The organism is Amycolatopsis echigonensis (assembly GCF_002846615.1).
Lineage (GTDB): Bacteria > Actinomycetota > Actinomycetes > Mycobacteriales > Pseudonocardiaceae > Amycolatopsis > Amycolatopsis echigonensis.
The window spans coordinates 7,949,836-7,968,433 of sequence record NZ_PJMY01000003.1 but is presented as its reverse complement, the minus strand read 5'-3'; the positions used below and the strand labels follow the sequence as shown (position 1 = coordinate 7,968,433).

The window sequence follows — 18,598 nt, the reverse complement described above, 5'->3', positions numbered from 1 at the left end:
GCCACGGGCGTACGCCTACTGGCTTCCGAGCTGCGCGGACGGCGACGACCAGTGGCCCCTGACCGACCATCCACTTCGGACTGGCCACCAGCCGGCGCAGTTCCACCCCGTCGGTCGTCTACAGTCAGCGTTGAACTTCTCCGACTCTTGTCATAGTCCTGGGCCCTCTTCCACGATCCGCACTCCAGGAGCCACTGCCATGACCACCGCGTTGACAGCGGCCGCCGACTCCGGCATTCCCGACAGCGGACTGATGAACGCCGTCAACGACTTCGCCCGCGCCACCCCGTGGCTGCACGGCCTGATGTACGGCTACGCGACCTACGGCATCGCGTTGTTCGCGGTGCTGCTGGTGGCCGGATGGTGGAGCGCCCGCCGCGCGGGCGATGCGGCCGGGGTCGCCGCCGCGATCTGGGCGGGGGTCGGCACTCTCGCCGCGGTCGGGATCAACCAGCCGATCGTCAACGCCGCCCACGAAGCTCGTCCTTACACCACGATGCCGCACTTGCTCGTCCTGGCCGATCGCAGCGCGGACTTCTCGTTTCCCAGCGACCACGCGACGATGGCCGGTGCCGTCGCGGCCGGCCTGTTCGTCGCGCGCCGTCGGCTGCTGGGCTGGATCGCGACGGTCGCCGCGGTGGCGATCGCGTTCGCGCGCGTCTACATCGCCGCCCACTACCCGCACGACGTCGCGGCCGGCCTCCTTCTCGGCGCGCTGGTGGCGGTGCTGGGCTGGCTGCTGCTCAAGCGGATCCTCACCCGTCTGGTGTGGTGGCTGGGCCGGACTCCGTTGTGGTTCGTCGTGACGAGCGCGCCGCGGGAATCGTGGCAAACCCTCGCCAATGGGGCGGAGCAGGCCGCGGAGCCGCCTCATCGACAGGAACACTGACGCTGTTTGCCCGATCGCGTTCGGCACGTCTCGTGAGGTAGCGCGTGATGCATTCGTGAGCGTGACGCCGTGGAGATGTGGCTGGTCCTGGTCGCGCTGTTCACTGCCGACCGCGAGGACAAATGGCGCGAATTCCGCGGCGGTTGCGTCGAACGCCCGGGCCGCTGGCACCGCGACCTGAAAGTCCGCGAGGTGTTCGGCGCCCCGTCCGCAGCCGAGACGGAGCAGCGGCTGAACCACTGCGCCGAGCGGCACGCCGATTGCCCTGAGCGGGTTTCCAAGCCAGATGTGCCTCGAGGATTCACGATGTACGCCGACCTCGCCTCGCCCGCAACGACTGCCACCGTGCGCTGCGGCCCGGAGGCGGGCTGACGTGGCCGCGCCGTGCTGCCGGGGTTCCTGGGCAGCCTCACTCCGCTGCTCGACAGCCACGGCTATTTCGTCGGCGTTCGTGCGACTGAGTTGCTCAGCCGTTTTCGACGTTGAAGGTCCAGAGAGCGATGATCTTCCCCGCGTGGCGAAGGGTGATCTGCGCGGCCCCCGTATGGAAGGTCGCCGCTACCTTGAGCTCCACCGCGGTGCCCGGCGTACCGGTAGCTCCGCTGGCGCCGACTGGGGTGAGCCGGATGTCGTTGCCGCTGTCGTCGCGGCTCGTCAGGTCGGTCGCGGCGACGGTGATCGAGCCGGACTCGGTGACGACGCGGAGCGTGATGGTGCCGTTCACCTGCTCGGGCGGTTTCGTCGTGCCGGTGGGCAGGTCGATCTCCGGGCCGAGCGCGGTGATGGTGGCACGGCCGGTGGGGAGGATCGCCTCGACCGGGGCGCCGATCGCGAGGAGTTGCGGGTGCTGCTGGTCGGCGGTCGGCGTTGGCTCGGTCGCCGGCGCGGTCGGAATCGGTACGGCGCCAAGGCTCTGCACGACGTCGCGCGCGGAGTCGTCGGCGGTGGACGTGCTGCAGGCCGCCGTGCCCAGGGCGAGCGCGGAGGCGACGAGCAGGCTCAGCAGGGAGTGGCCGCGGCGGGCGCCGGGCCGGCGGGTGCCGGCCCGGCGCACGGTCGCGGAATGGCTGGTGGTCACGAGGTGTGCTCGGCCTTTCCGGGATGCGACGGAGATCCGGCGGTCAGCGCGCGTAGACGCTGCCGGCCGGGATCACGGGCTCGCCGGTCGCGCCGGCGCCCGCGACGGCCGGGTAGACGATCGCGCCCGACGGGGTCGGGGGGAGCGCCTTGCCGGACGGGTTGTTGTAGATGTCGCCGCCGAACGGGCGCAGCCCGTCGGCCGCGGCGTAGCCCAGGTGGCCGTGGTGGTCAGTGCCGCCTTCGTCGATGCCGAACAGGTCCTCCATGCTGCGCAGCCAGCTGTAATGGTTGTACGGCTGCTTGCTCACCGAACCCGGCTTGATGAACCGCGAGATCATCACCGCGCCGGTGATGCCGCCGCCCGGAGTCGTGTCCTGGTGGAAGGCCTGTGCGCCCGGCTGGTCGGTGTTCGGGCCCGGAAGCTCGTTGCAGCACGCGACGACGGACTGGGCCGTGTTGGCTTCGGCCGCGACCGGCTGGCCGGTCTTGCTGTCCGTGCCGAGAACGGGCGACGACTCGGGGCCCCACGGGCCGGCGTTGTAGGGGAAGTCGGCGGTCGAGTTGCCGTACATCTTGTACGGAGGCATGGCCTCGTCGAAGACGACCTGGATGAGGCCGTCCTTCTGGAACGCCGGCGAGGCCATGATCATCGGGATGTACTTCTTCAGGAACAGGTCCGCCGCGTAGAGGCCGCCCTGGTGGTTGTTGGGGTCGCCGCTGAGGTTGTCGCCCTTGCACGTCGCGTCGTGCGCGTCGGAGCAGTTGTCGGGGGAGATCCAAGAGAACGCGGGTGTGGTGTCGATCGACTTGAGGTCGTTGGCGATGCCGGGCTCAGCGGGGTGCCCGGGGGCCGCCGCCAGGCCGTCGAGCGGCACCACGTTCTTGCACGCGGCCGGGTCGTCGATCATCGAGCGGAACCACGGCGCCGGATTGTGCTTGGCGACGTACTGGTCGGTCGGCGTCGCCCCGCCCGGGTCCTTCACGCCCGCGCCGGACGGGTCGCCCGGGATGCCGCACCGGTAGGCGTCCTCGCGCGTGGCGTCTTTGCCCATGTCCTGGTTGTAGATCTTCCAGGGGAGGTGCTTGCCGTCCAGTTGGTTGAACAGCGTCTTGACCGAGGACGGGTACACGCAGCCGGAGGAGGCGTGGACCTGGCCGTCCGCGGCGGGGGTCCCCGGCGCGACGTCCTTGTACTGGTCGCAGTCGGCCTGGTTGTCCGGTGCCGGGGCCTGGCCCGAGACGAGGCTGATGTAGTTGTCCAGGCTGAAGTGACCGGTGCCGTAGTACTGCGTCAGCAACTCGCCGTACGACGGGAGCGTCTTCCACAGATAGTCGTTCTTGTTCAGTCCGGTGAACGTCGCCTCGTAGGACTTGTTCTCCAGGATGATCGTCCACACGTGACCGATGTGCGGCTTCGCACCGTGGCCGTCGCTGTCCGCGGATGCGGCGGCGCTGCTGTTTGCTCCGACGAGTGACGCCCCGACCGCGCCGAGTGCCACCACGCCTGCGGCGAACTTGACGAGCCCGCCCCGGCCCCGAAATCTCATGCGTGCCTCCTGCACGTACCGGCAAAACCCTGAGTTGTCCACATAGGACGCCGGGACGCTAGCCGCAGCTGCTTGCGGGAAATCGACCGCGAGGTGAACTCGAGTGGCACGACGGCGAGCATTGGTCACACTGTGCCGTCGCTCACCTTGCCCCGCTCCCAGGTCCTCATCGACTGGTGCTCAGTGGCCGTCTCTAGTGCGGCCGGGTCGAAGCGCAGCTCTTGACGACTGCGCCCCAGGCCTTCATTATTCCGCATGTCATCATATGACCTGCGGAATCCAGTCCGCGTGAGTGCCGCAAGGGAGCGACCAGATGCACGAGGACACCGCCACCCGTCCGCGGGTCGGGGTGGTCGGCTTGGGCGCGATGGGCCGGGGGATGGCGACATCGCTGCGGGCCGCCGGGTTCGAAATCGGGGTGGTCGACGCCCGTCCTGGTGTCGCGGAGGAGTTCGCGGCAGACGGCGGCACGGCGTACCGGACGGCCGGCGAGCTGGCCGCCGAGGTCGAGGTGCTGGTGAGCGTGGTCGTCAACGCGGCGCAGGTGGAGCAGGTGCTCTTCGGCGACCACGGCGCGGCTGAGACGTTGCGCCCCGGGTCGGTGTTCGTGATGTGCTCGACGGTCCTTCCCTCGTGGTCGGCCGAGCTCGAGCAGCGGCTGGCCGAGCGCGGCGTCCGGTATCTCGACGCCCCGATCTCGGGCGGCGCGGTCAAGTCCGCCGCCGGACAGCTCACGATGATGACCTCCGGCGCTCCGGAGGCGTACGCGGTCGCGGATCCCGTCTTGGAAGCGATGAGCGAGACGGTGTATCGCCTCGGCGACGCGGCGGGCAAGGGGTCGACGGTGAAGATCGTCAACCAGTTGCTCGCCGGCGTGCACATCGCCGCTGCCGCGGAGGCGATGGCGCTGGGAATCAAGGCCGGGATCGCGGCGGACGACATTTACGAGGTGATCACCCACAGCGCGGGCAACTCGTGGATGTTCGAGAACCGGATGGCGCACGTGCTCGCCGCCGACTACACGCCGCTGTCCGCGGTGGACATCTTCGTCAAGGATCTCGGCCTCGTCCTCGACGCGGCGCGGCCTCGGAAATCGCCGGCGCCGCTCGCCTCGACCGCGCTGCAGATGTTCCTGCAGGCGTCCGCGCAGGGCCACGGCGGGGAAGACGACAGCGCGGTCATCAAGATCTTCCCGGACGTGGACCTGCCGAAGGCGGGGCGCTGACATGGGAATCCGCCTCGGCTGCATCGCCGACGACTTCACCGGCGCCACCGATCTGGCCAACAACCTCGTGCGGGCGGGCATGCGTGTCGTCCAGACGATCAACACTCCGGCCGAGCCGCCGTCCGGCCTCGCTGCGGACGCCGTCGTGGTCGCGCTCAAGTCGCGCACCATTCCCGCCGCGGACGCTGTCGCTCAGTCGCTGGAAGCGCTTGCCTGGCTGCGCGCGGCGGGCGCGGAGCAGATCTGCTTCAAGTACTGCTCCACGTTCGATTCCACTTCGGACGGAAATATCGGCCCGGTCGCCGAGGCGCTGCTCGACGCGCTCGGCGCGGACTTCACGGTGGCTGCCCCCGCGTTCCCCGACAACGGCCGCACTGTCTACAAAGGACATCTCTTCGTCGGCGACGAGTTGTTGTCCGAGAGCGGGATGCGCGATCACCCGCTGACCCCGATGACCGATGCCAATCTGGTCCGGGTGCTGCAGGCGCAGTCCCGGGGCAAGGTCGGCCTCGTCGATCACGCCGTCGTCGCCGCGGGTCCGGACGCGGTCCGGGAACGGTTCTCCGCGCTGCGCGCCGACGGCGTTTCACTGTCCATAGTGGATTCGCTGACCACCGGCGATCTGGTCCGGATCGGCCCGGCACTGGCGGAATTGCCGCTGGTGACCGGTGGTTCGGGCATTGCGCTCGGCCTTCCCGCGAACTGGGGCATCACGCCGTCGGCCGAGGCGGCGAGTCTCCCGGCCGCGAGCGGGCGGGCCGCGATCCTGTCCGGCTCGGTTTCGACCGCGACCAACGGTCAGGTCCAGCGCGCGATCCGCGCCGGGGTTCCGTCCTTCGCGGTGGAACCGCTGCGGATCGCGGCCGGGGAGCCGGTCGTCGCGGAGGCGCTGGCCTTCGCCGATCGGCACCTCTCAGCCGGTCCGGTCCTGGTCTACTCGACTGCCGCACCAGAGGCAGTCCGGTCGGTGCAGGAGCGGCTCGGCGCGAGCGAGGCCGGCGCCCTCGTCGAGCACGCGCTGGCCGAAGTGGCGCGCGGGCTCATCGAGCGCGAGGTGCGCCGCCTGGTCGTCGCGGGCGGCGAGACCTCCGGTGCCGTCGTTCAGGCTCTCGGCGTCGATCAGCTCCGGATCGGCGCCCAAATCGATCCCGGCGTGCCGTGGTGCGCCGCCGCCCTGCCCGGCGGCGAAACCCTGCACATCACGCTGAAGAGCGGAAACTTCGGCACCCCCGACTTCTTCACCAAGGCATGGGAGTCGTTGCGATGACAGGACGCGCCGACATCGTGCGCGCGGGCGCGAGCCTGTTCGCCCGCGGGTATGTCCACGCCAGCGCCGGCAACATCAGCATGCGCGTCGACGACGGATACCTGATCACCCCGACCGACGCGCCGCTCGGTTTCCTCGACGCCGACCGGCTCGCGCACGTCGCCGCCGACGGCGCCCAGCTGTCCGGGGACCGGGCGAGCAAGACCCTCGCCCTTCACCGGCGCATCTACGCCGCCGCCCCCTCGGCGCGCGTCGTGATCCACACACACGCCACCCATCTGGTGGCGCTGACGTTGCTCGGCGTGTGGTCGCAGGACGACATCCTGCCCCCGCTGACGCCGTACCAGGTGATGAAAGTCGGCCACCTGCCGCTCATCCCGTACCGTCGCCCCGGCGATCCCGAGGTGGCGGACCTGGTCGAGGCCGCGATCGCGGCCCGGCCGTCCTTGCGTGCGGTCATGCTCGAACGACTCGGCCCTGTCGTATGGGGCCCCGACGTCGCGACCGCGATGGCCACCCTCGAGGAAGCGGAAGAGACCGCCCGCCTGTGGGTGCTCACCGGCCACCGGCCGCGACCGCTCGCCGATTCCGCCATCGCCGAACTGCGGGACGCCTTTTCCGCCCCGTGGTGACCGGCGACGGCCGCTCCCTCTCCCCAGCCTCACCCAGCGACAAGGAGGTCGCATGTCCACGCCGGTAGACCGGTCCGTGTCCGAGCGGGTCACGGAAAAAGCCGTGTTCCGCAAAGTCGTGCTGCGGATCGTGCCGTTCCTGATGCTCTGCTATGTCGTGTCCTATCTGGACCGGGTCAACGTCGGGTTCGCGCAGCTGCAGATGTCCAAAGACCTGAACCTGTCCAACGCGGCGTTCGGCCTCGGCGCCGGACTGTTCTTCATCGGCTATTTCCTGTTCGAAGTGCCGTCGAACATTCTGCTGCAGAAGGTCGGCGCCCGCGTCTGGATCGCGCGGATCATGATCAGCTGGGGAGTGGTGTCCGCGGCGGCGATGTTCGCGCGCGACGAATGGTCGTTCTACGCGTTGCGGTTTCTGCTCGGCGTCGCCGAAGCGGGCTTCTACCCAGGAGTGATTCTCTACTGCACCTACTGGTTCCCCGCGCAGCGGCGCGCCAAGGCGATCGCGTTGTTCATGTCGGCGATCCCGGTCGCGGGCATCTTCGGCAATCCGCTGTCCGGCTGGATCATGCACACTTTCGACCAGGTCGCCGGCCTGGCCGGATGGCAATGGCTGTTCGTGCTGGAGGCGCTGCCCGCGATCGCGGTCGGCATCTGGTGCCTGTTCTATCTCGACGACTCCGTGCGCGGCTCGAAATGGCTTTCCGACGAGGAGAAGGCCGTAGTCGAAAAGGCGGTCGCCGAGGACGCGGGCCGCACCGTCGGCCACGGCAAGCTGTCCGAGGGTTTCCGGAACCCGAAGGTGTGGCTGATGGCCTTCATCTACTTCTGCTTCGTGATGGGGCAATACGCACTGACCTTCTGGATGCCGGCCTTCGTCAAGTCCAGCGGGGTCAAAAGCGTCGTCGCGATCGGGCTGCTCAGCGCCGTGCCCTACGTCGCGGCGCTCGTCGCGATGAACTTCTTCGGCTTCTCGGCCGACCGGCGGCGGGAACGCCGCTGGCACCTGGTGATCCCCGCGTTGATGGGCACGGTGGGCTTCTCCGCCGCGGCGGCCGTGCACGGCTCGGTCGCATTGTCGTTGATCGCGCTGTCGATCGCGGCCGCGGGCGTGCTCACCTGCGCACCGCTGTTCTGGTCGCTGCCGACGTCGTTCCTCGGCGGCGTGGGCGCGGCGGCCGGGATCGCGGTGATCAACTCGGTGGGGAACCTCGCCGGGTTCGTCAGCCCGTACATGATCGGCGCCATCAAGGACTCGACCGGATCGAGCGTCGTGCCGATGTTCGTCCTCGCCGGAGTGCTGGTGATCGGCGCCCTCGCGGTGCTGACGACCGACAAGCGCACCGTGAACCGCTGAGGGAAAGGAACCGCCGATGCCTCGTTTCGCCGCCAACCTCTCGATGCTCTACCCCGAGCACGCGTTCCCCGACCGGTTCGCCGCGGCTGCCGCCGACGGCTTCACCGCGGTCGAGTACCTGTTTCCCTACGACTACGAACCGGGCGAGTTGCGCGCCCGGCTCGAGGACAACGGCCTGCGGCAGGTGCTGTTCAACGCACCGCCGGGCGACTGGGCGGCGGGGGAGCGGGGCATCGCCGGCGTCCCCGGACGCGAGGACGAGTTCAAAGAGGCCTTCACGGCCGCGTTGTCCTACGCCGACGCACTTTCCTGCCCGCGGGTGCACGTCATGTCCGGGGTCGGTGCGCCGGAGGACCGGCCGCGCCGGCTGGACACCTACCGGAACAACCTGGCGTGGGCGGCGGCGCAGGCCGGCGACCTCGAGGTGCTCGTCGAGCCGCTGAACCACCGGGACATGCCCGGCTACCTGCTGACCCGCCAGGCCGAGGCGCACGCGCTCGTCAGCGAGATCGGCGCCGCCAACCTCGGGGTTCAGCTGGACCTCTATCACCTTCAGGTCAGCGAGGGCGACGTCACGACGACGCTGCGCCGGGACCTGCCGACCGGCCGGGTCCGCCACCTGCAGGTGGCCGGGGTTCCCGACCGGCACGAGCCGGACCGCGGCGAGCTCGACCTGCGGCGGGTGCTGGCCGTCGTGGACGAGCTCGGCTACGACGGCTGGATCGGCTGCGAGTACCACCCGGCCGGGGAGACGTCGGCCGGTCTTCGCTGGATTGCGGAATGCGGTGGAGTGCAATGAGAATCGTCATCACCGGCGGCGCGGGGTTCATCGGGTCGCTGGTCGCCGGGGAATTGCTGGAACGCGGTGTTTTCCGCGGCTCGGAGGTCACCTCGCTGGTGCTCGCCGACCGGATGCCGGCCCGGGTCTCGGACCCGCGCGTCGAGGCGGTCACCGGCGATCTGGCGGAGGTCGTGCCGCGGTTGTTCGCCGAACCGGTCGACGTGCTGATCCATCTCGCGTCCGCGGTCTCGGCGGAGGTCGAGGCGGATACGGAGCTGGGCATGCGGTCCAATGTGGACGCCACCCGCGCCCTGCTGGCAGCGTGCCGCGAGCAGGCCGCCGCGGGCCGGGTCGCGACTTTCGTGTTTTCCAGCAGCGTCGCCGTCTACGGCGCCGACCCGGCGGCACCCTTGCCGTCCATTGTGGACGAGACGACGCTGCCGGCGCCGCAGTCGAGCTACGGCGTGCAGAAGCTCGCGTGCGAGCAGTTCATCGCCGACGCGACCCGGAAGGGCACGGTGGACGGCCGGATCGTCCGGCTCATGACCGTGGCGGTTCGCCCCGGGCGGCCGAATGCCGCGGCCTCGAGCTTCCTGTCCTCGATCGTGCGCGAGCCGTTGAACGGCGAGCCCGCGGTATGTCCGGTCGACCCGTCGCTGGAAGTCGCCATCGCCTCGCCGGCCCGGACGGTGAACGGCCTTCTCGCCGTCGCCGAAGCGGAGCGCGGGGAAGGCCCCGGCCGGCTCCGCGGCCGGATTCCGGTGAACCTGCCCGCACTGACCGTGACCGTCCAGGACCTGCTGGACGCACTGGAGTCCGTGGGCGGCAGCGACGCCCGGGCGCTGGTGGAGATGCGGCGGGACCCGGCCGTCGAGGCGATCGTGGGCTCCTGGCCGGCCCGGTTCGACAACCGGCGGGCCGCGGAGCTGGGCCTGCACGCGGACGCCGACGCGCTCGACGTCGTCCGTGCGTTCGCCCGGGACCGGGCTGCCGCCGGCCGGTAGCATGTCGTTGTGCTGACCAGGGTGAACGCGTCGACGAAAATGGCCGACCGGGCGGCGGCCGTGCTGACCGAGGAGATCAGCAGCGGCCGGTGGCCGGTCGGGTCGAAGCTGCCCACCGAGGTCGCGCTCGTGGAGCAGCTCGGCGTGAGCCGCACGGTCGTGCGGGAGGCGATCTCCATGCTGCGCAATGCCGGCCTCGTCGAATCTCGGCAGGGCTCGGGCGTGTTCGTGCTCAAGCCGCAGACGGCGCCGCTCGACCTGTCCGTGGACGAATCGTTCAGCCCGGGGATCAAGGCGAAAGTGCTCCAGATCGTCGAGGTCCGGCGCGCGGTGGAGGCCGAGGCGGCCGGGCTGGCGGCCGAGCGCGCCGACGAGGCGGACCTCGCCGGGATCGGCGAAGCGCTGGCCGCGATCGACGCGGCCGTCGAGGCCGGCGGCGACGGGGTCGACGAGGACCTGGCGTTCCACCGGGCGATCGCCGACGCGAGCGGCAACCCGGTGCTGGCGGAAACGGTGCGCTACCTCGGCGAGGTCATGCGCACGGGCATCCAGGTCACCCGCGCCAACGAAGCCCGCCGCGAGGACTTCGTCGAGCAGGTCCGCGACGAACACGCCGCGATCGCCGCGGCCATCCGCGCCCGCGACCCGCGAGCGGCGAGCGAAGCGGCGCGTACCCACCTGGTCGGCGCCGACCGGCGGCTGCAGGACGCCGACGACCGTTTCTGGGCAAGGGCCTCCGACCCGACTGCGTAACGCGGCCGGTCGGTCGCCGAAGGAGCACGCATCATCGTCGATCTCGCCACGTTGCCCGACGACGGCCCGGCCGGTGGATTCTTCAATGACGAGGGACCAGTACCGTGGTAGTCGCACCGCAACACGATGCCGTGCTTTCGCAGGGACGTCTTCAGCTATCGCCGATATCCAGCGCGCAGCCGCTGCTGCGGTGCCGCACCTGGTTGGTGCGGCCGCGTCGATCCCACTGAGGTAAGTAGACGTTGAACCAGATAATCATGGATCGCAAAAGTTCCAGCCGGATTGAATGATATCTGGCTGAAATGGCTTGCCACAATTAACCGAAGGGTTCTTGGTTCGAGTGCAAGCGGGGGAGAAGAGTCCAGATCGACGATCTGGGTTTTGACCGTGAGCGAGGGTGATTTAGTGTCGATTTTTACGCGGGGTCGCTGAGCGCGTCGAGCTGGTGCGACGGCGCGGGTTCGCTGTAACTGCCGAACATGTTGGTGGCGCAAGCGACGTGCTTGTCGGTGCAGGCCACGGTGTACTGAACGGCGCGGCGGGTGGGCGATATCGCATGGGCAGAACGCGATCCGGTCGGAGAGACCGCATTCGGGTGCGAGGCCGGTGTTCTGCATCGGCTCGAACGGCAAACTGCTGGGGCAGTCGTGGCACGCACCTTGTGCGGGCCGCGAGAGCGCCCGACTGAATCTGTTCGGCCGCGAATACGTCGCTGGTTCTTTGATCGCTGCCGTTGCGACGCCGACGTACAGTTCGAACATGCCGCTGGGGATGACTCGGCCGCTCAGGGCGGCACTTGACGGGGTGTCGACGCCCGCTGAGCTGCTCGGCCGTCTCGCGTATCCATCTCTGGCATCCCAGTACCCGCAAACGGCCACGCTGGAGCAGCTCCTGGCCGCTGCGGCGCACGAGGCGGCCCTCCGGCGGCACCCGTACGTTTCGCCGGAACACGTCATGATGGCTGCGGCGCGTCAGGTAGGCGATGCCCAGCTGGCATCGAGTCTCGCTGCCCGGTTGGAGGCTCGGTCTGTGAGGACGCGGCGCTGGTGGCGGCCGCTGGGCCGGAAGTCCGCCCTTCGGCCCCGTAATCAGCGGTTGCTTGACGATCAGCAACGGGCTGCGCAGGAGCGCGAGCAACGGCGCTCCGGCGATGGTGACTTTCCGGAGCCGCCGGGCGGTTGATCCGCGCGGGGAACTCTCCGGCGGACCTAGTACTCCAGCTGTAGTTCGTGATCGGGTGCTGGTTGTTGGTGTCGCTGCTGGTAGTGGCTTTGGCGGGAGCGGTGTTGGTGTCGTCGGCGCCAGGCGGACCAGGCCAGGATGTCGATGATCTTGCGTGCTGGTTGCAGGATGAGCTGGGCGTAGAGGTGCCTGATCTCGTTGCGTGTCAACGGGATCAGGTCCTCGGCCGACGGTGTGCTGCGAGCCTGAGCCGCGGCGATGGCGAGGAAGGCGTGCGCGAACATGACCAGGGTGGTCCAGCGGTACCAGGAGGTCCAAGTGCGGACCTGGTGTTCGTCGAGGCCGGTGAGTTCTTTGCCGGTCTGGAAGGTCTCCTCGATCGTCCAGCGCCGCCCGGCGACGCGCGCGAGGTCGGCCAGCGCGACCCGGCGGGGGCTGTAGCAGCGGTAGAACGCCGTTTCCCCGGTCCGCCGGTTACGGCGCATCAAGATCCAGTGGTATCCGGTCTTGCCTGCCGGATGCAGCCGCAGCCGGGCCCACAGGTAGTAACGGCGGCCTTTCGCGCCGGCCCCGGCGGAGAGCTTCTGCCAGGCCCGCTTCGGCAGCGCGGCGGCGCGCTCGTCGGCCCGCACGCTCTCCTCGCCCGGACCGGGAACGCGGTGGTCGCAGGCCACGGCCAGCACATAGGCCTGTTCGCGGGCCTCGAGCGGATCGCGCAGGCCGGCGGCGTCTTTGCCGTAGGCCTCGTCCCCGGTCACCCACCCCACCCGGACTCCCGCCTCCAGCGCACGAGCGATCATCGCCAAGGCCAGCCGGGATTTCGTGGTGAACAGGGTCTGCGCGGGCACTCCGGCCCGGTCCCGCCGGGCCTGGTCCTCTGCCCAGCTTTCGGGCAGGTAGAGCTCGCGGTCGATGAACGTGTGCCCGGCCGGGGTGGAATACACCAGGAACACCGACATCTGCGAGTTCTCGATCCGTCCCGCGGTGCCGGTGTATTGCCGCTGCACCCCGACCGACTCGACGCCCTTCTTCAGGTCACCGGTCTCGTCGATGACCAGCATCGCGTCCTCGACACCCAGGTGCTCGACCACGACCTCGCGCAGGTCGTCGCGGACCCCGTCCGCGTCCCATGTCGCGCGCGAGAGCAGGTTCTGCATCCCGTCCGGGGTCCGGTCTCCGACCTGCTCAGCAATGGTCCAGCAGTTCACCCGCGCCAGCCCGGACAACAGACCCTGCACGAACCGCCCGGCCCGCCGACGCGACTCCACCCGCACGAACCGCCGCCCGATCCGCACGAACATCTCACCCAGCAACGACTGCCATCGCGCAGGGTCTACGCTGGCAGCCGCGGCCGCCACATGATCTTGAGTTGTCCTCACAAACACCATGATCACGTGGCGGCCGCACCCGTCTCACACGACCCCTCCAGCAAGATCACGAACTACAGCTGGAGTACTAGCCCGCCGCTGGATGTTCATTGGGAACTCAACGCAACGAGTTCGCTGCCACCGGGATGGCGCCAGGTTCGGCGCGAGCAGTGGCGTTCCAGGCTAGGCAACGTCGCCGGACACGCGGTATGTCGCGCAACGAACTCGAGGCATCTGCTGCTGCCGATCAGCTGCCGCACAACCTGCCGGATGAACGGTCTGGCCGACGGCGGCGGACGGGGCGGCGAGTTGATCGGGCATCGCGGTCCGGTTCGCCGTGGGTGAACTGGGGAATCGGGTGCTTCGCCGGCGGCGTTGTGCGGTCATGGAGAACGACGAGATCGACGCCGGGGCGATGGACGTCTATTCGGCGATCGTCACGTCGGTGGCCGAGCAGCTCACGCCGCGCGTGGCGGCGTTGCGCGTGCGGTCCTCGCGCGGCGAGTCGGCCGGGTCGGCGGTGGTGCTGACCGGCGAGTCCCATCTGGTCACGAATGCCCACGTGGTTGCCGACGGGGACCGGGGGACGGCCGAGTTCGCGGACGGCACTGTGGCGAGTTTCGATGTGGTGGGCCGGGATCCGCTGTCGGACCTGGCGGTCGTGCGGGCGGACCGGCCGCTGCCCGCGCCGCCGGAGTTCGGCGATGCGGACGGGTTGCGGGTGGGTTCGCTCGTGGTCGCGGTCGGCAACCCGCTGGGGCTGGCCGGAACGGTCACCGCGGGCGTGGTCAGCGCGCTGGGTCGGAGCATGCCGGCGAGGACTCGGCGCGCGGCCCGGCTGATCGAGGACGTCATCCAGACCGATGCGGCGCTGAATCCTGGCAATTCGGGCGGTGCGCTGGCGGACAGCCGCGGCCGGGTGGTGGGGATCAGCACCGCGGTCGCCGGCGTCGGTCTCGGGCTGGCGGTGCCGGTCAACGCGACTACTCATCGGATCATTCACGCGCTCATGCACGACGGTCGGGTGCGGCGCGGCTACCTCGGTCTGGTCAGTACGCCCGCGCCGTTGACTCCGGTTCAGGCTGACCGGTTCGGGCAGCGCACGGCGCTGCGGATCGTGGAGGTGGTCGAGAACAGTCCGGCCGCGCGCAGCGGGCTGAAGGCGGCGGACCTGGTGCTCGCGGTCGACGGCGTGCCGCTCGGCGACGCGCAGTCGCTGCAGAAGCGCCTGTTCTCCGACTCGATCGGGCAGCCGATGGAGGTCACCGTCCTGCGCAACGGCGCCCTGGTCGACGCGATCGCGGTGCCGGAAGAGTTGAGCGACTGACCCGGAGCCGGGGGCCAACGCTGGCCGGTCGTGCTGGCGGCGGCTGCGGGCTGTGCTGACGATTCAGGCAGGGAGCGGGGCGAATGCCACGTCGCGGATCCGCAGTCAGCGGAGGTCGGGCAGCGCGATCGGCAGGCGGTAGGACGGGCGGTATCCGACGAATCCGCCGGGGCGTCGCACGGGCCGGTCAGGTAGACGAAGCCGTCGTCCGGGGCGGGTCGCGGGTCGCAAGCCCGTGTCCGGACCACATGCGGGGCAGAGTGCGGGCGGCGGCGCAGAATCTATTCGGATCAATGGCCGCGCCGGGAATGGCGTCGAGGATGTGAATGTCCTTTCCGGACCAAGCTTAGAAATCAGCGCCGAGACGAACGTCGGCCCGTGCGCTCCGGCTGGTCGCGTGTGTTGACTCTGACACTGTGTGAGGCCGTACACCGGGGCCATGAACGACATATTGTTGCGGTCCGCTGCCGGGATCGCGGAGGAGCTCCGTGCGGGCCGGCTGTCTGCGCGGGAGCTGGTCGAGCTGGTGCTCGATCGCGTCGACGCGGTGAACCCTGGAGTGAACGCGGTGGTGGAGTTGCGCCGAGAGAGCGCGCTCCGTGCTGCCGATGATGCTGACCGGGCGCTGGCCCGAGGTGCGCAGGCGGGCCTGTTGCACGGGGTGCCGATGACCGTCAAGGAGGGCATCCGCGTCGCCGGGATGCGTTCCACTTGGGGCGACCCGGCTTTCGCCGACCATGTCGCCGAGCGTGACGCGGTGGTCGTGTCGCGGCTGCGTTCGGCTGGGGCGGTGCTGTTCGGCACGACCAATGTCGCGCAGATGCTGGCCGACGTCGTGGAGTGCGTCAACCCGGTGTACGGGAGGTCCGTCAACCCGTGGGACAGCACGCGCTCGCCCGGTGGCTCGACCGGGGGCGGGGCGGCCGCGGTGGCGGCCGGCTTGTCCTTTCTGGAGTACGGCTCCGACCTGACCGGTTCGATCCGGATCCCGGCCAGCTTCTGCGGGGTGTACGGGCTGAAACCTACTGCCGGCACGGTCCCGCTGGAGGGGTTCCAGCCGCCGGGCCCGCCCGCCGGGTCCACTGACATGGCCTTCCTGTCCTCGATCGGGCCGCTGGCTCGTTCGGCCGCTGACCTGCGGACCGCGCTGCGCGTCACCGCCGGGCCGAACGGTCCGGACGCCAAGGCCTACACCTGGCACCTGGCGCCCCCGCGTCATGCCCGGTTGACCGACTTCCGGGTCGGGGTGGTGCTCGACCATCCGGCTGCCGCCGTCGCCTCCGATGTGGGCGCCGTGTTGTCGGACGCCGTGGACGCCCTGGGCGCGGCGGGCGCGACGATCGTGGAAGGCTGGCCGGACGGGATCGACCCGGTCGGCCAGGCCGAGTCTTTCGGATTCCAGGTGCGGCAATTCTTCGCCTTCCACGGCGGGGACCCGGATTTCGCCGGGCTGCCGGCGGTGGTGGAGCAGCACGACCGGCGGATGGCGGCGCGCGCCGCGTGGGACCGGTATTTCTCCGAGGTCGACGTCCTGCTCTGCCCGGCCACCTGCACCACGGCCTTTCCGCACCTCGGTCCGGACGACGAGCGGCCCTATCGCGAACTGGGGTTCTGGATCGCGCACGCCTCCCTGGCCGGTCTGCCCGCGCTCAGCGCCCCGGTCGGCCGCGCACCGGGAGGGCTGCCGGTCGGCGTGCAGATCCTCGGCCCCCGCCACGAGGACGACACCGCGATCACGTTCGCCGAACTGGCCGCCGAGGTCATCGGCGGATTCACGCCGCCGCCCGTGGCCGGATGAACCACGCCGCCGTCGGTGAGTGGCCAGCATGGCGGTTGCACGGGTGGACGACGTCGGCGTCGAGCCGTGGCGAGCCCGCTGCGGCTGGGCGACCTGCTCAGGAGATGGGCAGTGCTTGAACGGTCACCAGGTTCCAGTGTGGTGCGGCCGATGTCCCTGAACGTTGAAATAAATGCGATTCAAGGGCGAAATTGAGGGTCGAACGAGACTGATCGACGACGAATTGGATCATGAACAATCGCGAATATCCTCGCTAGATCGAATGACATTCGGCAAGCGTCGATGCCGCGGAGTCGCTGGAGCGTGTCGTGCTGGGTCGCTGGGCGTGTTCCGGCAGCCGTTCAAGCGAGTGACGCCCTCCGCGCACGGACCGATCGCTCGGTTCCGCGGACGAACTTGCCGGACGTCCTCGCCGACGCGGCCGCGCTGACCCGAGCGGCAGCAATTCGAGGACAGCACGCTGCGAGATGCACGGCCCTCATCAGGCGGGAAGGGCGGCGGCTCGGGCAAGCCGTTTCACCTTTCCCGCGCGAGCCGCCGCACCAGCATCTAATCGGGGCGACTCGCTGCCTGCAACGCAGGTTCACCGGCTGTTCTTGGTACTGGACGAGGCTGACCGACACAACTGGGCGGAGGTGTGGAGCGTGGAGTTCAGACATCTGGAGGGTTTTCTCGCGGTCGCCGAGGAGCTGCACTTCGGACGGGCCGCGGCGAGGTTGCACCGTACGCAGCCGTCGCTGAGCCAGCAGTTGCAGCGGCTGGAGCGCACGCTCGACGTCCAGCTCGTCGACCGGACGTCGCACGAAGTCCGGTTGACGTCGGCGGGCCGGGCGTTCGAGATCGAGGCGCGCGCGATCATGGCGCAGGCGGACAAAGCGGCGTATTCGGCGCGCGAGGCCGCGGCCGGGCGCACTGGCACGGTCCGGGTCGGGTACAACTTCCCCGCCGGGCAGCATGTTCTTCCTCCGACGATGGCGCGGATGCACCGGGAACATCCCGGCCTGACCGTGCGGCTCGAGGAGAAGCGCACGGGCGCGCAGCTGGCCGCCCTGGCCGGCAGTGAGCTGGACGTCGCGCTCGTCTACGGGCATCCGGTGACGAGCGAGTTCCGGCACCGGCACCTGATGAGTCTGCCGATGGTCGCGGTCGTGGGGCAGCGGCACCGGTGGGCGGGCAGACCGGGGGTCCCGTTCGCGGAGGTGGGCCGTCAGGCGTGCATTCTCTTCACCCGCGACAAGTGCCCGGCGATGTACGACGCGATCACGACGGCGGCCGAGCAGGCCGGGGTCCGGCTGACCGTGGCCCAGGTCGTCGACGACCCGGTCGCGACCGGGGTTCTCGTGTCGGTCAAGCCGCTGATCGGGTTCGCGTCGGTGTCGCGGGGGCTCTTCGGCGGGGCCACGGCGGGCGGCATGCGACCGGCGTGGGTGCAGCTCTACGACCCGGTTCCGACAATCGACCTGTACGCGGTGTGGCGTGACGGCGACGAAGCGCACCCGGCGCGGTCGGCGTTTCTCGATTGTCTCGAGGAGGCCGGTCCGTTCCGGGCCCCGGCGCGTCCCGAGGCCCGGATCGCCTGAGGTCAGGCGAGAAACTCTTCGAGCAGGCCGGTGACGGCGGCGGGCTGTTCGAGAGTGCTGGTATGCCCGCAATCCGCCAGCACGCGCAGTGTGGTGTTCGGGATGCCGGCGGCCAGTTCCTCGGCCTCGGCGGGAGGGGTGGCGGTGTCGTCGGCGCCGACCACGACGAGGGTTTTCGCGGTGATCGCTTCTAGTTCGGCGGTGACCGGCGCGCGTTCGCTCACTCCGAGGACGGCTTGGCGCAGACCGGACCGGTCGACCCGGACGAGGCGGCGGACCCATTCGTCGAGCACCGGCCGCGCGGCCGGATCGGCGAGGAACGCCGGGCCGAACAGGATCGGTTTCACCTTGCCCAGCACGGCTTTGATGCCTGCCACCTGCTGCACGCGAGCGAGGAGCCGGTTTCGCCGCGACTTCTCCGCTTCTTCGCCGCGTGCGCTGGTGTCGAGCAGCACGAGGGACCGCAGCAGTTCGGGATGCCGTGCGGCGAGCCGCAGCCCGACGAAGCCGCCCATCGACAACCCGACCCAGTGCACCGGCGCGACGCCGAGTTCGCGGATCAGAGCGACGGCGTCGGCGGTCAGCGTGTCCATGTCGTAGCCGCCGGGCGCGGGCGGGCTTTCGCCTTGGCCGCGCCAGTCGATCGTCACGCAGCGGTACCGGTCGCGCAGGGCCGCGATCTGGGGATGGAACATCCAGCCGCTGAAGAGCAGGCCGTGCCCGAAGACGATCACCGGGGCGTCCGGCGTGGCAGTGTCGGTGTAGGCGACGGTGGCGCCGTCGCGCTCAATGGTCGGCATGTTGCGCTC

The 18,598-nt window shown here is 69.8% G+C and carries 17 protein-coding genes and 1 pseudogene; 14 read left to right on the top strand and 4 right to left on the bottom strand.

Going from position 1 to position 18,598, the window contains the following annotated elements:
* Positions 1–199 precede the first annotated feature (199 nt).
* Together ATK30_RS42630 and ATK30_RS45875 are read left to right on the top strand one after the other, a co-directional pair.
* The gene (locus ATK30_RS42630) at positions 200–889 is read left to right on the top strand and encodes a phosphatase PAP2 family protein (protein ID WP_101440332.1); all 690 of its coding nucleotides are present in this window, start codon (positions 200–202) and stop codon (positions 887–889) included.
* A 75-nt stretch (positions 890–964) separates the two neighbouring features.
* Positions 965–1,261 carry a Chromate resistance protein ChrB gene (locus tag ATK30_RS45875; RefSeq protein WP_341867398.1) on the top strand — a complete coding sequence of 99 codons (297 nt, stop codon included), beginning with the start codon at positions 965–967 and terminating at the stop codon, positions 1,259–1,261.
* Between the two features lie 94 nt (positions 1,262–1,355).
* Here the strand turns inward: ATK30_RS45875 and ATK30_RS42620 are convergent, their stop codons facing one another.
* Positions 1,356–1,967 carry a hypothetical protein gene (locus tag ATK30_RS42620; protein WP_101440331.1) on the bottom strand — a complete coding sequence of 204 codons (612 nt, stop codon included), beginning with the start codon at positions 1,965–1,967 and terminating at the stop codon, positions 1,356–1,358.
* A gap of 43 nt (positions 1,968–2,010) precedes the next feature.
* Complete coding sequence (locus ATK30_RS42615; RefSeq protein ID WP_208637573.1) at positions 2,011–3,516, bottom strand: alkaline phosphatase family protein; 1,506 nt, start codon at positions 3,514–3,516, stop codon at positions 2,011–2,013.
* 313 nt (positions 3,517–3,829) lie between these two features.
* Here ATK30_RS42615 and ltnD point away from each other — a divergent pair, with 313 nt between their 5' ends.
* From ltnD to ATK30_RS42570, 9 genes and pseudogenes are all read left to right on the top strand, one after another.
* Complete coding sequence (ltnD, locus tag ATK30_RS42610) at positions 3,830–4,741, top strand: L-threonate dehydrogenase (protein WP_101440330.1); 912 nt, start codon at positions 3,830–3,832, stop codon at positions 4,739–4,741.
* 1 nt (position 4,742) lies between these two features.
* A complete protein-coding gene (gene otnK / locus ATK30_RS42605) occupies positions 4,743–6,008 on the top strand; it encodes a 3-oxo-tetronate kinase (RefSeq protein ID WP_101440329.1) in 1,266 nt (421 codons plus the stop codon).
* Positions 6,005–6,640: a class II aldolase/adducin family protein gene (locus ATK30_RS42600; RefSeq protein WP_208637572.1), complete on the top strand. Its 636-nt coding sequence runs from the start codon at positions 6,005–6,007 to the stop codon at positions 6,638–6,640. Before otnK ends, ATK30_RS42600 begins: the two co-directional genes overlap by 4 nt.
* Positions 6,641–6,692: 52 nt before the next feature.
* Positions 6,693–7,997 (top strand): MFS transporter, encoded by a 1,305-nt coding sequence (locus ATK30_RS42595; RefSeq protein WP_101440327.1) that lies wholly within the window; start codon positions 6,693–6,695, stop codon positions 7,995–7,997.
* Between the two features lie 16 nt (positions 7,998–8,013).
* Complete coding sequence (otnI, locus tag ATK30_RS42590) at positions 8,014–8,796, top strand: 2-oxo-tetronate isomerase (RefSeq protein WP_101440326.1); 783 nt, start codon at positions 8,014–8,016, stop codon at positions 8,794–8,796.
* Complete coding sequence (gene denD, locus ATK30_RS42585) at positions 8,793–9,782, top strand: D-erythronate dehydrogenase (protein WP_101440325.1); 990 nt, start codon at positions 8,793–8,795, stop codon at positions 9,780–9,782. Before otnI ends, denD begins: the two co-directional genes overlap by 4 nt.
* 9 nt (positions 9,783–9,791) lie before the next feature.
* Complete coding sequence (locus ATK30_RS42580; RefSeq protein WP_208637571.1) at positions 9,792–10,535, top strand: FadR/GntR family transcriptional regulator; 744 nt, start codon at positions 9,792–9,794, stop codon at positions 10,533–10,535.
* Between the two features lie 6 nt (positions 10,536–10,541).
* Positions 10,542–10,646, top strand: a pseudogene (locus ATK30_RS47840) (dehydrogenase); the annotation flags it as partial.
* A 495-nt stretch (positions 10,647–11,141) separates the two neighbouring features.
* Positions 11,142–11,717: a hypothetical protein gene (locus ATK30_RS42570; protein ID WP_143271488.1), complete on the top strand. Its 576-nt coding sequence runs from the start codon at positions 11,142–11,144 to the stop codon at positions 11,715–11,717.
* Between the two features lie 26 nt (positions 11,718–11,743).
* Here the strand turns inward: ATK30_RS42570 and ATK30_RS42565 are convergent, their stop codons facing one another.
* Positions 11,744–13,018 carry an IS701 family transposase gene (locus ATK30_RS42565; protein ID WP_101433821.1) on the bottom strand — a complete coding sequence of 425 codons (1,275 nt, stop codon included), beginning with the start codon at positions 13,016–13,018 and terminating at the stop codon, positions 11,744–11,746.
* 451 nt (positions 13,019–13,469) lie between these two features.
* Between ATK30_RS42565 and ATK30_RS42560 the strand changes: the two genes are divergently transcribed.
* The 3 genes from ATK30_RS42560 to ATK30_RS42550 all read left to right on the top strand — a co-directional run bounded on the left by ATK30_RS42560 (position 13,470) and on the right by ATK30_RS42550 (position 17,789).
* Positions 13,470–14,411: a S1C family serine protease gene (locus ATK30_RS42560; protein ID WP_101440323.1), complete on the top strand. Its 942-nt coding sequence runs from the start codon at positions 13,470–13,472 to the stop codon at positions 14,409–14,411.
* A 439-nt stretch (positions 14,412–14,850) separates the two neighbouring features.
* Complete coding sequence (locus tag ATK30_RS42555; RefSeq protein WP_101440322.1) at positions 14,851–16,209, top strand: amidase family protein; 1,359 nt, start codon at positions 14,851–14,853, stop codon at positions 16,207–16,209.
* Positions 16,210–16,853: 644 nt separating this feature from the next.
* Positions 16,854–17,789: a LysR family transcriptional regulator gene (locus tag ATK30_RS42550; protein ID WP_101440321.1), complete on the top strand. Its 936-nt coding sequence runs from the start codon at positions 16,854–16,856 to the stop codon at positions 17,787–17,789.
* Positions 17,790–17,791: 2 nt separating this feature from the next.
* Here the strand turns inward: ATK30_RS42550 and ATK30_RS42545 are convergent, their stop codons facing one another.
* On the bottom strand, positions 17,792–18,589 hold the full coding sequence (locus tag ATK30_RS42545; RefSeq protein WP_101440320.1) for an alpha/beta fold hydrolase: 798 nt from the start codon (positions 18,587–18,589) through the stop codon (positions 17,792–17,794).
* Positions 18,590–18,598: the final 9 nt, after the last annotated feature.